Consider the following 13198-nt stretch of genomic DNA (forward strand, 5'->3'; position numbering starts at 1 on the left):
TAAGTTTAGTATTGCCTTTCCTATAGTTTCAGTGAGTGAGATAAGCAGATTTATTCAGCAGAGTAAAAGTATTGGAGAAATTGCTTTGCTCAAATCCTTTCGCGCTTGGGTGCGGGATAAATTAGGGTAGATTGGTGAATTTTTGTACTGTAAAGACTGTACGAAACCATTAAAATATGAATAAAAGGTTACTTTTTTTGTTATAATGTTCTATTAATAAATAAGGTGGGACAAATCCACCTTATTATTATAATAAAAACTATTAAAAGCTTGGATCTATTAATTTAATCTTCTAACTGCACTTGGAGAAAGACGTTTACACAATTCTTCTTGCTCAACGCTATTAGCATAGCAAATATTAACTGGTATAGAGCCTTCTTCAACCGAATCTAAAGAATTTAACATCAACAAAGTAGGACGACGTTGAAGTTCACCTGTAAAAGTTGTTGTCTCCCCTGGTTGCAGTACACTAGTCTTCACAAAGACTTTATTGGATTCACTAGGTTTTAAGGAACCATCAACTTGCTTATAACCTTGATAAAAAACTTCTATATATCTCTGAGAAACATTTCCTGTATTTGTGATTGTACCTGCTACATAAAAGTACCTCTTATTGCCAATATTCTCACTAATAATCTTAACCCTATCAATAGTCAAATTTTGTTTATTTGTGAAAGATATCGCGGGTAGATTTTGATTAGACTTAGATCCACATAAAGCTGCTAAGTCTATACTTCTACCATTAGCAGTTTGCCAATAGCAAAGCGAATCAGCACTTACATTTTGTGCTAAAGCACTTCTAGGATTAATGGACTGCGACAAACCAATCTCCATACATATAAAGCTGAGGAAAGCTACAAAAATTTTCCTATAAACAGACTTATTCAGATGTAAAATCATAAGACCAGACCGATGATTGAGTAATTACAAATTTATTGTTACATAAGTAACATAATATACAAATCAGAACAACTACTTAAAAATTTCTAAATTATAGATATAGCGCTTACAAATATAGCTGTGTAGCCATATTTACTGAATAAATATATTTAATCATATAAAATAATACGTATATATTACGTTCTACTTTTTACCCACAACTAAAACGCGATCGCTCCCTCACCCCCTAACGCAGTATTATCACTCTTAGACGTGTGAGGATTACTAAATTGGCTGATATCGGCTCGTATCGGGTGCGAGTCCTAACTCAAGAGAGGGGCGAACAAGAGGCTGTCATTTCCCCTGCAACAGTGGATGATATGCCAAGCAATTGGACTTTTCACTGGCAAGAGTTATGGCGACGTACTGACTTTGACCTACAACGCATTGTTAAACTGGTATATGATCAGCAAGTCTGGGGATTAATTAGGTACATTGTCTTTCCTTACCCAGGTACACCGGAGACTTTAGAAATTCAGCATCTAGAAAGTAATCCTGTAACTAGAGGTCAGGAAGCTAACCGCCTGATTGAACCGATCGGAAAATGGCTATTTTGGTATGCAACGCAAGTAGGATTGCAGTATTGTTCCGGCGGTTTGAGTGATACTCGTATTATTCTTGTATCTCTAGATTCAGCTTTTGACTACTATAGAGACATAATCGAAATGCAGTATGTGGGCGCAACAAACATTGCCCCAGGAGAAGATGGCTATGTGTTCAAATTCTCAAGAGACAACGCCACAGTCTTTATCAGAAGACACGAAAGCCGATGGGGAATCCCCACGTTTGTTGACTCCTGAGCAAATCCGGGTGGGAACAAATGTGATAATGACCTATGCTGAACGTCAAGCCTTTTGGAAAAATTCTGAGATTGGTAAGTTACTAGGTTTCGATCGCTGGCCAGATTTGCCACAAAAAACCGAAACAAGTTTAGTATTCAAGCTATCAGCAGAAAAATGGGTTACTAATAGCAATCAAGGTGAGTTAATAAAAGATCCAAATTGGATTCAAATCGAAGCAGCCATCCGCGAGTTAGATGGCAAAAGCAAAACTTTAGTAACCTTGAAATCTGATGATGAGACTTACATGAATATTGGAGGCGGTAAGTCAGGTAAATATGTTGGAAATGCAACTTTTAATAACAAAGTTTTTGATGTTTTAGTTGATTTATCAAAATCTGATGAAATAGAAACATTAGTAGTTCGTGGACAAGAAAAAAAATATCCTGCGAAAATGTGTGTTGATTTGCTGCATTGTTTACTAGCTGCTAGAACATTTACAGAATCAGGTAAACTAGATCCTTTACTTTCTTGGGAAGAAGATAAGTCATTTATAATCTAAAATAAGATTATATTGAGCAATTACATTAACAATAACCATGCACCCAATATTAAAAGTTGATATTTCAGAACTAAGCGTATCTGAACGTATACAGCTTGCCGAGGACTTATGGGACAGCATTCTTAGCACACCCGATGAAGTTCCTCTCAACGATGAGCAAAAACTAGAATTAGATAGACGCTTGGAGATGCATCGCCAAAACCCAAATCAAGGTTCAACCTGGCAATCTGTCAAGCAAAGACTAGGTTTATCTGAATGAGCTATCAGTTAATAATTAGTCCAGAAGCAGAACTGGATATTCAAGATGCTTTTGAATGGTATGAGCAACGTGATTCTGGAGTAGGTTCGGAATTTGTACGTGCAGTTGATAGCTGTTTAGCATTAATCGGACGTAACCCTTCAGCTTATCCAGTGGTGTATCGACAAGCGCGGCGATTATTGATACGTAGGTTTCCCTATGGTGTTATTTATATTGTAGAAGAAAATGTCATCACTGTAATTGCTTGCTACCACGTCAAACGTAATCCTAAACAATGGCAGAGCAGGAATATTTAAACGCTTTTATGATATCGCCTAGAATCACCTCAAGGATCTATGATTTCTGTTCTTAAATAAGTCATTAGTAACAGTGTAATCAAAACGATCGCACCCCACAAAATCAACTCAAAGAATCTGGATCTATCCCCAGCTTTCGCAATTCTTGTGCAAACCTGTCGGCGCGTTGTTCGGCAGCGATCGCTCGTTCTTCTGGTGTTAGATATCTGATTCCTTGTTTGTCATACCAATACAACCAATCCCGCGTAATTCCCTGATAGGTTCCCCGTTCATAACCAATTGCTAAACCTATCTCTGATAACCAAACGAAATTTCCTGGTTGCAATACATATTCACCATTTACAAAGCGATAACCTTCTAAAGGTGGTTTTCTCCCAGGGCAAACGCATCATGTCAACAGAAAGAGCTTATTGTCAATAAGCTGAAAAATAGTCGCATTAATAGCTACTTATTGACATAGATTTAGCGATCGCTTTGAAGCTTGGAAAATAAATCAAACGCGAAATGCTGATTTTTTCGTTGGTTCTTAACGTTGGTTGTGATTAAGAGTAATTTAGATGCGTTTGCCCTGGGTTTTCTCCGGCGTTGGGGATTGTAAACAACATAATACAAAACCTCTATATCCTCTTAGTCTCTCGATTTTATGACTCATTTAGGATTGCTATAGTTAGAAAAACCTTTAGCTTAACAGATTAAAAAAGATAAGATCGGCAAAAATGTTAATTGCTGAGTTGGGATGTGCAATCAGACACCAGGGGTCTTTCTAGAAAATTGCTGCAACTGTGATTTTGGGAATGTTTTGTGCTATGGCATTCACGGCATCCATGCCATAACCCATAAACAAATATATCGAACCCCCATCGACAATTGAGTACCACTGGGAACCTAGATCCCACTCTTTTTCATAACTACATCTAAACTGTAGTCTTTGTAAATATCGGTGGCGTAGGCGCAGCCCATGATAGACATCGCCTACTATAATGCCCCCTGTTCCGCTTGTGCTATCTAGTTTGCACTAAAGGCAACTTTATCCAATCGAGAATTACTAGTTGACGCTTGGTTGCTGTTAGTACAAGCAGCAATGACGCTGCTATTAATCCAGATAGAAGCATATTGAATAAAACTGCGGCGACTAAGGCGATAAATTGCTGTTGATGAGGGTGATAACGGATTTATAAAACAGTATGACCCTCTCTCCTATCTGCCCTTGTAGCTGAATCTAAATGTACATTCTAAAATCAACTTTTGATTCACTAGCGAATAGGGCTGAATTTCTAAAGCACGTTGAAAAGCTCGGATAGCTTGACCATACTCTCCTAGTGCTGCATAACACAAGCCCATACCATGAAGCGCCCCAAAATGTATTGGATTTATCTGCACAACCATCTGACAATCTCCCAAGGATTTTTGATAATCGCCAATGCTGTAATAGAGGAAAGCTCGACGGTTCCAAGCTTCGGCAAAATCTGGCTGGTCTTTAATTAATGCCGTCAGCGCTGTTTCAGCTTCAGCAATTTCACCTGCATCCAGTAACTTTTGGCTGCGGTCAATTATTTCCAGCCCATAGATTCCCTTTTGCTGAAACCAAATCCGCCATATTTTTCTGGTTGCCTTGTCACGCACTGTGGCATCCGGGTTTTTCAACTCTTCAAGTAAGGAATTAATAAATAAAGAATCCATGAATTTGAGATCAGTGAATATACCTTTGTATTAACTTTCTCACAAAATATATCCATTAAATCATTTTTAAAGTCATCTTTAAATTAGCCGCGATTAATCGCTAATTATGAAATTTCTGTGTGATTTATTGTGTTCAACAATACGACTAATACCACACTAGATATTTAGAGCTATTAAAATAACAAATGACTAGTCGTAGCTGACAGATCCCTTTGGCGCAATTACTCAAGTTCACATCAATATGCCAGAACTGCAAGATGCAGTAGACAAAGGTTGTTTGCAGGTAGATGGCAAGATGATGAAACCCCAATACGCTTGGCTTTGTGAAAAATTGTAGGTTGGGTTAAGCAAAGCGCAACCCAACAAAGCCCCGGAAATGTTGGGTTTCGTTCCTCAACCCAACCTACATACACATTTTAAGGCTTTTGGCGCTAACCCAAGCGTATTGGATGAAACTCCAGGCGGTAATTTAGTTATCACCAAAGCCCCTACTCTTTATTAGAACCTCAGTTTGTCTACTTACTCGCTGCACCGGAAGGTATAGAGCGTTTTGTGATGTAAATTCATTCTGATGTGGCGCTGTATACCTCTGCCATTAACGATCGCTTGGATAAACATGGCTATATTCTTTCTGGGTTGGGAGATGCAGGTACGGCGGCACAAAATAAGCTGATTAACCATGAATAAATGACGATCAAATCCAGTTATTAACCGAACACTGCACAAATCGTTAGTTAACAAATTTTACTTCGTCAAATTTGGAACTATTCTTAAATAAATGCGTATTAAACACATCACCTTGGCACACTAAATTTTTATACAAGAATGATTGATTTTCTCAGAATATTCGATAATCATCTACTATAATGTTGGATACTTCAATTCCCAGATTAGAACGATAAATATTACCTAGTAGGTACTAATGGTACAACCGACTATTGGACAATTAGAAACAGAAATATCACAGCGAATTATAAATTTATATAATGATCGGCTAGGGAAGTCTCCTAGCCAAGTAATTTGTCACTTTTTTGATACTGAAATCGTAATTTCTCTAGAAAACTCTGTTACTCAAGCCGAACAAACTTTACTCAAAGAAGGCCATGCTACTTTAGCTGAACAAGTACGATTATATTTAGAGAAAATAATTAAACCAGATTTAAAAAATTTGATTGAGGAAATTATTGGTCAGCCCATCCTTTACCTGATGACAAACACCAATTTAACAACAGGTCGTACTGGGATTGTTGTGATTCTCAAGGAATTACCTGAAGGTCGTAATCCCGAACCTATTCCGAAGATAAATGTTAGGAATTTAGCTGACTAATATGGCGACTGATTACCACTTCTAATTGATTAAAATCGAATGGTTTAGTAATGCAATCATCAAATTCTGTGAGCATCATAGAGTCATCATCTTGTACCTCTGTTAGAGGTGTGACTGCAATGATTGGGATGGTAGCAGTTTTTGAGTCATGTTTGAGATCGTCAATGACTTGATTCGCACTCAAATTAGATAGTTTCATATCTAACAGAATTAAATCTGGTTGATGAGTTTGTGCCAACATCACAGCCCTCATCCCTTGTTTGGTACAAATACATGAAAAATTTAATATTCCTAGATGAGAATTTAGTAGCTCTAAATCATGTAAACTCTGTTCTACAACCAAAATTAAAGGCTGTCCATTCATAAGTAGTTAGTCCTGTCTAAAAAAAGCTAGGCACAAAAACTCCACCCATCAGGAAAACCTAAAAGTCTTTTTTTGGGAAGTGCTTAAGTAAATCTACGAGAGTATCTTCAGACAACCAACTAAGGCATAAAAATGAATAGGCTAGTGTATAATTCATTCAGTTGTCCATTGGCGGGCAATTTTAGGAAATAAGATAGCGAAGCACTCATAACATCAAGCAAATAGTAGCATATCTGATGTGTATCCTAGCAAGGATTGACTATAAAAATCGGGGTTTTATTGGTAAGTAGGGGATACTTAAAGGACGTGATGTTGCAGCTTTACTAGCCTTAGCCAGCAATGGCAAAATTGCGTAGGTATCGCCTTTGTTGGATCGCCAGAAATTAATTAAGTATATTTAACCATCAAGTAACTGACGTGCATAAGCGATCGCCTCTGTTGGGGTTGAAAGTTTCCCCTCAGCTTGTGCTACACCAATTTCAGTCAGCAGTTGCCCGATAATTGGCGAAGCTGGAATATCTAATGTTGCAATCAATTCCTTCCCATTCACTAGGGGAGTGGGATGAGCGATCGCATCGTCAGGGTTGAGGTAGCGATCGATCAAAGGTGCTAAGACTTGGTAGCTCATCGCTTTAGTTTCCACTGCTGTGTATAGTGGCTTGTCACCAGATATTGCCTCTACCAAATTATTAATTGCTACAGCTAGTACTGCCGTAGCGGGGAATACAATATCTGCATCATGAAACAAAAAGTATTGTTCTCGCAACGACATATCAACTACTTGAAATTGCGGTAACAGTTTCAGAGCAGTAGTTACACCTCGGATTTCGGCGCGACTATAAGTTAGTTCCTGTAGCTCTATTTCTGCTAATTCTGGATCTGGGTTGACAAGACAAGCAAGTTTGGCAATAGCTAACCAAGTAGTTTTAATACTATCGCGGACATATTCTTGCAGTTGTGTCCCTAGTTGTTGCCAATTTTCTGTGAGTAAGGCAGATGCTGTGTCAACTGCTGCTAGTTTGAGTAAGCTTTCACGGCTGGCATTTTTGAAGAAAGGGGCAAGTAAACCATCTTCCCAAGCCGTTGTAATCCAAGGAGTCCCCTGAGAATTTGCCAGTAGATAGCCAATTTCTACCCTAACTCTTTCGGCTGCTACTTTGCCAAGGTGTGATGCTAAAGAACGAATTGCGGCTTTGGTAGCTGGCTCAATAGTAAAACCTAGTTGGGCGGCTTGGCGATAACCTCGCATTAACCGCAAAGGGTCATCTTCTAGGTTTGCGGGTGATACCATTCGCAAAATGCCCTGTTGTAAGTCTACATAACCTTGCAGAGGATCGATAATTTCTTGGGTATGGGGATTATAAGCGATCGCATTTACCGTAAAATCCCGTCTGTGCAAATCAACTTCTAAACTATCTCCTTCCTGTTGAGCAAAATCAGCCGTGGCGTGGGGAAAAACCACACGCGCAATTTGTCGTTTTGCATCGAGTAGCACAAAACCAGCTTTATAATGATGAGCGATCGCTCTTGCTACCTTTACCGCCTTCGATGGTATAACAAAATCTAGATCGAGATATTCACGAGTTCTGCCAAGGAGCGCATCTCGAACAGCGCCACCTACCATGTAAGCGGGTTGTGGCAAGAATTCCAAACTAAAAGGCCAATTTTCGGGAGCTAGGGTAGAAAGAATTGATTCGTGCATTGTAATAAAAATCAACCCAGCAACTCATGAATAACAGTTGGGCTTAAGTTAGATTAACAATAAAGGCCCCTGGAGTTGGTTCTATTATGTGTATTTGCGTGAATTGCCACTATGTAGACAGCTGTGTTACCTATCATGCCGTAGAAGGGCAGCACCAACAGCCTCACTTGACCGAAACACCAGATTTTGATCCGAATGAACCTTCTATTAATGTCAACATTCGGACTCAAGATGATGTAATTGAAATGGAATGGGATGTTGTTGGTTGTCTGAGCTTTAAGCGAGAAACGGGTAAGTGGTCGAAATTGCGTCCTGGTGAATTAGTCCCGACTTGAAACGTCAAGAGTAGTATGTTATGCTTGCGCCTATTAATAACAGAACCTTGACAATTCAATCCCAAGTTTCTTGGTGAAAGCAAAAGTATTTATTTTGACTTTACACACATAAGTTTTTCGCGGGGGTATAGCGATCGCTCAAAGCCTTATTCTTTCGTTTATTCCCTCGAAAAGCTGATGTGTAAACGTTTGAGGCGGTGTACTGTTACCTTTTTGTCAAAAATTTATGCTTATTGACAAAAAATTAGACCTCCTCGAAAATTACCCTTCAAAACGAATTAGAGTAAGGGTTATAGAAGGGTAGGGTTTCTTAAATTATTTTCCCCTCACGGGGATGGAAACTCGACGACACAATCAATATGACCTTTTACGCCATCAAGTTTTTCAATGACTTACCCCTCACGGGGATGGAAACATATTAGGAATGTGAATAACGTCAGCTTTTTTACCGAGTTTCCAATCACTTCCCCTCAAGGGGATGGAAACCCATCTTGATCCTCCTTCTTCTCTATCGTAACGTGAGCTAGTTTCTTCAATCACTTCCCCTCACGGGGATGGAAACTTTACTATGATATGGTTGAATAGATAAATCAAGTCAACTCTAAAAAAATCAATATTTTAATTAACTTTGACCACAGAACTCAAACACCTCACAGCCACAAAATACGCTTTATCACTGCACACCACTACTCCCGAATTAGGACTAGCAATTAGTAATTTTGCTGGTGAAACTCGCGCTCAAATTTGGAATTTGGGGCGTGATTTATCTAGCTTAGTGCATCAATATTTAATTGAATTTATTAAACCGCAAACTTGGGCAGATTTGTCCTTTATCGCCGTTGCAAAAGGCCCTGGCGGTTTTACAGGAACTCGAATTGGCGTTGTCACTGCTCGGACTTTAGGGCAACAGTTAGATATTCCTGTATTTGCAATTTCAACTTTGGCTGCGGTAGCTTGGTCAGAAGCAGGTAAAAGTCAAAAAACAAAAACTATTGCTGTGGAAATGCCAGCCCAACGAGGTCAAATATTTGCTGCTATTTATGAGTTTGAGCCAGATACTTCTAAACTAAAAGTCTGTTTATCAGATAAAGTATTCACACCAGAAGCATGGCAGGAAACTTTAGCGAATTGGAACACTAATTATCAGTTGATTCAAGCTCAATCTGGTCTAGCAGCAACGGTGACAAGTATTTTAGAACTAGCTAATCTCGATTGGCAAGAGGGCAAATTTCCTAATTGGTCAGAGGCTTTGCCATATTATGGGCAGCATCCAGTTTATAGTTTTTAACAATACCTTTGCCAAAATAAGAGCCTAGAAAAATTTTGGCAAAACTGGCAAAATTACCCATACATAAGCGTTTCGCTTAAAAGGTAGTTTGTCATCTCAAACCCTTATACTGCGGTCAATACGTTAAAAAAAACCTTGTGGTCAACCTTAAAGGAATTTTTAGAACTTATTGTTTTTGCCAAGCCTCAAAGAACAGCGAGTTAATAGTGAAAGCGTCATCAACTCACCCTCGTAAATTGGCGAAGGTATTGATTTAGTACATAGGAACTAATGATTTGGAGAATTGACTAGAATTTATTAGGGGTAAATAGGAATTATTATGATTAGCTTAGATATACAGTTAATAAACATGACTAAGTACAAAATTTTAGTTCTTAGGTTATTTTGATGTCAAAATTGGTTCAAAATCATTGAAAGCTCAATCAGATTCGTACCCATGATTTTTTATCCCCTCAGCACTTGCTATTTTACCTGTTTTAGGGAACGAAACAGCTCTGCCTTTTTTAAGGGAAGGGGGTTGGGGGATCTCAGTGCGTAAGTCCTGTAATATTGCCGTTTAGCTCTTTATTTAGTAACCAAAATTCGCAAACTGAAGATGATTGCTGTAGCATAACTAAATAATTGTGTCACCCACACGATAATTTTCCAAGATGGTAAAGCTTCATAACTCCAAATCCGCACGAGAACTCTTCAATATTTCCAAATTTGCGATTCAATTTTCGTGGCTGACGGTGAGTTTTTGGATTGCGGTAACGGTAGCTGGTGTTCTGGCTTTCAGTTCCCTTAAGTATGCCTTGTTTCCAGATATTACCTTTCCAGTGGTGGTTGTAAATGCTACAGTTCCCCTGACAACTGCCCTGGATACAGAAGCAAAGCTCACCAAACCCCTAGAAAAACGCCTCCAATCCCTAGAAGGACTGGAGGATATTCGCTCATCCACCTATGCTAGTCAAACAGCTGTTGCCCTTTCTTTTGCCGTTGGAACGAATTTAGAAACATCGACCAAAAAGGTTGAAACTGCCCTGAAGCAGCTAACTTTGCCTCAAGGAGCGACTTCTAAAATTATTCCTCTGAATCTAAACGAGTCAGCCGCCATTAGTTATGCAATAGAGAGTCCGACGCGAAATCTTAAAGATTTGACGAAGTTAGCGCAAGATGAGATTGTGAATGCGATCGCTAAATTACCAGGAGTCCTCAAAGTCTCACTACTAGGTGCTACTACGGCAACTCCTCCGGTAAACCCAGCGAATCTGAGTGCAACGGCTCTCCCCCAAGGTGGGGCAACATTAGTCCGGTTTAATGGCAAAGATGCACTCGCATTTCAGGTAATCAAACGCGGTAGTGCTAATACTTTGGAAGTCGTGAGTCGGGTTGAGAAAGAAGTTCAAAGGCTACGTTCTACCCTCAAGGATGTCAACCTTACTTTAGCCGCCACCCAAGCAGAATATATCCGCCAAGCTACCCAGTCAACAATTGATGCTTTACTAGAAGCCGTCTTGTTGTCTATCGTAGTAATTTTTCCTTTTTTATGGAATTGGCGGGCAACTCTCATCTCTGCCTTGGCGATTCCTACGTCTTTGTTAGCGACGTTTATCGTCATGGCGATTTTCGGCTTCAACCTCGAAACGATTACCCTGCTGGCTTTAGCATTGGTAATTGGTAGTATTGTTGATGATGCGATCGTGGATGTGGAAAACATCATGCGACACGTCGAAGATGGGGAAACTCCTCGCCAAGCAGCACTTTTAGCGACAAATGAGATTGGGTTGACAGTGACCGCCGCCACTTTGACAGCAGTAGCAGTTTTTCTACCCATAGGTTTAATGGGTGGTGTCATCGGTCAGTTCTTCAAACCTTTTGGCATCACTGTTTCAGCCGCGATGCTCGCCTCTATGCTAGTTGCTCGGACTTTATCTCCAGTTCTGGCTATTTATTGGTTAAAACCTAAATCTTCGCTCTCCCCGCGTCAGGAAGGGAAAATCTGGGTAGCGTTTACCCAATTTTACAGAAACTTGCTGAGTTGGTCTTTAAATCACCGAAAGATAGTTATCGGGTTAGCTGCACTCAGTTTTATTGCAGGGATAGCACTGATTCCACTAATTCCTAAAGGGTTTATTCCCAAACTCGATCGCGGCGAATTTAATATTGCTTATACGGCTCCTTTGCCAAGTATTCCTAGTGGAGTAGAGGGGCAGGGGGCAGGGGAGCAGGGGGGCAGGGGAGCAGGGGAGCAGGGAGCAGGGGAGCAGGGGAGAAATCCCAATCCCTTGAACGATTCTCTAAATGTTGCGAAAAAACTAGAAGAGGTTGTGAGAAAATCACCAGCAGTTGAAACGGTATTTACCACTGTTGGTTCTCGTGAGGGTGAGCCGAATAAAGGAACACTATATGTAAAATTAAAGAGCGATCGCACAATTACAACTGCCGAACTACAAGATCAGTTGCGTTCTTCCTTACCTGTTATTTCTGGCGTAACTACTAGTGTTGAAGATATTCAATTTGTCGATTCCGGCGGTCAAAAACCCCTGCAAATAGCATTACAAGGTGATAATCTCCAAGCTCTAAGCAAAGCAGTCAAAGCAATTAAAGAAAGGATTCAGAGGCTACCGGGATTCGCGGATGTTACAGTTACAGGTGAAATAAATCCACAGGGTACGGTTTTTCAGATCGAGCGTTTGAATAATCAGCGCGTGGCCTACATCAGTGCTAATCTTGGCAAGGATCTATCCTTGGGTAATGCCACCGACCAAGTGGTAGCTGAAGCAAAGGCGGTGTTACCCTCTAATGTTTCCTTAAATTTAGGGGGAGACTCTGCTCGTCAAGGTGAAGTGTTTGGCAGTTTCGGCACTACTCTGGCTTTATCTGCCCTGTGCATTGTCATAGTACTAATTTTGTTGTTTAAAAGCTGGGTAGACCCTCTGGTAATTGGTGTATCTTTACCTTTGGCACTAGTGGGGGCGATGTTGGCGCTACTAATTACCAAGAGCGACTTTGGCATGATCTCGTTGATCGGTTTTGTCTTTTTGCTGGGACTGGCAAATAAAAATGCCATTTTGCTTGTAGATTACATCAACCAGTTACGCAACGCCGGCTTAGACCGCACCGAGGCAATCCTCAAAACCGGACTAGTGCGCCTCAGACCAATTATGATGACCACCGCCTCGACGATTTTAGGGATGCTACCGATCGCATTAGGTTTTGGTGCGGGTTCCGAGTTGCGATCGCCTATGGCTGTTGCGATCGCTGGTGGATTAGTAACTTCAACTATCCTCAGCTTGATTGTCGTGCCAGTAGTCTACACCATTTTGGATGATTGGTTTCCCCGCAAGAAATTTTAGATTTTCCTGCGGAACACCTGTTTACTTTTGCGTGCCGATGCCGTCGCACAAGTGCCGATCGCTCTGGCTAACGTTAGGATTATTTTGTAAATAACCCCGCACCCAATCACAACTGCGCCCCATTAAAGAATCAAACTCTAAATCTGGAAGATTCCAGAGTTTGATCGTCTTGTCCAAACTCCCAGAAGCCAAAGTCTTGCCGTCGGCGCTAAAACTGACGCTAGAGACAGAGCTATCATGTCCCTTGAGGGTGCGGATTTCCTTTCCTGTCTCTAGATTCCAGAGTTTGATCGTCTTGTCCAAACTCCCAGAAGCCAAAGTCTTGCCGT

The 13198-nt window shown here is 40.4% G+C and carries 14 protein-coding genes and 2 pseudogenes; 10 read left to right on the plus strand and 6 right to left on the minus strand.

Translation table 11 applies throughout. From position 1 onward, the window contains the following. A pseudogene (locus HWQ37_RS06470) lies at positions 1-130 on the plus strand (Uma2 family endonuclease); the annotation flags it as partial. Positions 131-279: 149 nt separating this feature from the next. On the opposite strand, the gene HWQ37_RS06475 reads toward HWQ37_RS06470, so the two are convergent. Continuing rightward, positions 280-822, minus strand: coding sequence for a hypothetical protein (locus HWQ37_RS06475; RefSeq protein WP_292745077.1), 543 nt, complete (start codon positions 820-822; stop codon positions 280-282). A 332-nt stretch (positions 823-1154) separates the two neighbouring features. Between HWQ37_RS06475 and HWQ37_RS06480 the strand changes: the two genes are divergently transcribed. From HWQ37_RS06480 to HWQ37_RS06495, 4 genes are read left to right on the plus strand one after another with little or no spacing between them, the layout of a single operon-like run. After that, entirely contained in the window at positions 1155-1739 is a 585-nt protein-coding gene (locus tag HWQ37_RS06480; protein ID WP_292745079.1) for a hypothetical protein, read from the plus strand. Positions 1740-1767: 28 nt separating this feature from the next. Beyond that, positions 1768-2280 carry an Imm1 family immunity protein gene (locus tag HWQ37_RS06485; protein ID WP_292745081.1) on the plus strand — a complete coding sequence of 171 codons (513 nt, stop codon included), beginning with the start codon at positions 1768-1770 and terminating at the stop codon, positions 2278-2280. Positions 2281-2317: 37 nt separating this feature from the next. After that, a complete protein-coding gene (locus tag HWQ37_RS06490) occupies positions 2318-2539 on the plus strand; it encodes an addiction module protein (protein WP_292745083.1) in 222 nt (73 codons plus the stop codon). Beyond that, complete coding sequence (locus HWQ37_RS06495) at positions 2536-2835, plus strand: type II toxin-antitoxin system RelE/ParE family toxin (RefSeq protein ID WP_109009499.1); 300 nt, start codon at positions 2536-2538, stop codon at positions 2833-2835. Before HWQ37_RS06490 ends, HWQ37_RS06495 begins: the two co-directional genes overlap by 4 nt. 103 nt (positions 2836-2938) lie before the next feature. Here the strand turns inward: HWQ37_RS06495 and HWQ37_RS06500 are convergent. Beyond that, positions 2939-3208: pseudogene (locus HWQ37_RS06500) on the minus strand (hypothetical protein); the annotation flags it as partial. Positions 3209-4032: 824 nt separating this feature from the next. Then, complete coding sequence (locus HWQ37_RS06505) at positions 4033-4515, minus strand: tetratricopeptide repeat protein (protein WP_292745088.1); 483 nt, start codon at positions 4513-4515, stop codon at positions 4033-4035. A gap of 220 nt (positions 4516-4735) precedes the next feature. Between HWQ37_RS06505 and HWQ37_RS06510 the strand changes: the two genes are divergently transcribed. Beyond that, positions 4736-4852, plus strand: coding sequence for a hypothetical protein (locus HWQ37_RS06510; protein WP_465249672.1), 117 nt, complete (start codon positions 4736-4738; stop codon positions 4850-4852). Positions 4853-5437: 585 nt separating this feature from the next. Then, a complete protein-coding gene (locus HWQ37_RS06515; RefSeq protein ID WP_292745090.1) occupies positions 5438-5842 on the plus strand; it encodes a Na-translocating system protein MpsC family protein in 405 nt (134 codons plus the stop codon). Here the strand turns inward: HWQ37_RS06515 and HWQ37_RS06520 are convergent. Both HWQ37_RS06520 and HWQ37_RS06525 read right to left on the minus strand, forming a co-directional pair. Next, positions 5823-6206 (minus strand): response regulator, encoded by a 384-nt coding sequence (locus tag HWQ37_RS06520; protein WP_292745092.1) that lies wholly within the window; start codon positions 6204-6206, stop codon positions 5823-5825. The two genes, HWQ37_RS06515 and HWQ37_RS06520, sit on opposite strands and share 20 nt — an antisense overlap. Positions 6207-6603: 397 nt before the next feature. Continuing rightward, positions 6604-7908 (minus strand): CCA tRNA nucleotidyltransferase, encoded by a 1305-nt coding sequence (locus HWQ37_RS06525; RefSeq protein WP_292745094.1) that lies wholly within the window; start codon positions 7906-7908, stop codon positions 6604-6606. Positions 7909-7994: 86 nt separating this feature from the next. On the opposite strand from HWQ37_RS06525, the gene HWQ37_RS06530 reads away from it, so the two are divergent. The 3 genes from HWQ37_RS06530 to HWQ37_RS06540 all read left to right on the plus strand — a co-directional run bounded on the left by HWQ37_RS06530 (position 7995) and on the right by HWQ37_RS06540 (position 12869). Next, positions 7995-8243, plus strand: coding sequence for a Ycf34 family protein (locus HWQ37_RS06530; protein ID WP_069074638.1), 249 nt, complete (start codon positions 7995-7997; stop codon positions 8241-8243). A gap of 628 nt (positions 8244-8871) precedes the next feature. Further along, positions 8872-9531 (plus strand): tRNA (adenosine(37)-N6)-threonylcarbamoyltransferase complex dimerization subunit type 1 TsaB, encoded by a 660-nt coding sequence (gene tsaB, locus HWQ37_RS06535; protein WP_292745097.1) that lies wholly within the window; start codon positions 8872-8874, stop codon positions 9529-9531. 650 nt (positions 9532-10181) lie between these two features. Further along, complete coding sequence (locus tag HWQ37_RS06540) at positions 10182-12869, plus strand: efflux RND transporter permease subunit (protein WP_292745099.1); 2688 nt, start codon at positions 10182-10184, stop codon at positions 12867-12869. Between the two features lie 21 nt (positions 12870-12890). Here the strand turns inward: HWQ37_RS06540 and HWQ37_RS06545 are convergent. After that, positions 12891-13198: WD40 repeat domain-containing protein (locus HWQ37_RS06545; RefSeq protein ID WP_292745101.1), on the minus strand; the 308-nt coding region annotated here is incomplete at its 5' end.

Origin of the sequence: Nostoc sp. NMS4 (assembly GCF_017115095.1) — a bacterium.
In the GTDB taxonomy this organism is placed as follows: Bacteria; Cyanobacteriota; Cyanobacteriia; order Cyanobacteriales; family Nostocaceae; genus Nostoc.

Excerpts from the sequence above, each read along its gene's own strand:
- HWQ37_RS06505 (WP_292745088.1), bottom strand. The coding sequence starts at position 4,515 with ATGGATTCTTTATTTATTAATTCCTTACTTGAAGAGTTGAAAAACCCG.
- HWQ37_RS06520 (WP_292745092.1), bottom strand. The coding sequence starts at position 6,206 with ATGAATGGACAGCCTTTAATTTTGGTTGTAGAACAGAGTTTACATGAT.
- HWQ37_RS06490 (WP_292745083.1), top strand. The coding sequence starts at position 2,318 with ATGCACCCAATATTAAAAGTTGATATTTCAGAACTAAGCGTATCTGAA.
- HWQ37_RS06495 (WP_109009499.1), top strand. The coding sequence starts at position 2,536 with ATGAGCTATCAGTTAATAATTAGTCCAGAAGCAGAACTGGATATTCAA.
- HWQ37_RS06515 (WP_292745090.1), top strand. The coding sequence starts at position 5,438 with ATGGTACAACCGACTATTGGACAATTAGAAACAGAAATATCACAGCGA.
- HWQ37_RS06485 (WP_292745081.1), top strand. The coding sequence starts at position 1,768 with ATGACCTATGCTGAACGTCAAGCCTTTTGGAAAAATTCTGAGATTGGT.
- HWQ37_RS06525 (WP_292745094.1), bottom strand. The coding sequence starts at position 7,908 with ATGCACGAATCAATTCTTTCTACCCTAGCTCCCGAAAATTGGCCTTTT.
- HWQ37_RS06540 (WP_292745099.1), top strand. The coding sequence starts at position 10,182 with ATGGTAAAGCTTCATAACTCCAAATCCGCACGAGAACTCTTCAATATT.
- HWQ37_RS06530 (WP_069074638.1), top strand. The coding sequence starts at position 7,995 with ATGTGTATTTGCGTGAATTGCCACTATGTAGACAGCTGTGTTACCTAT.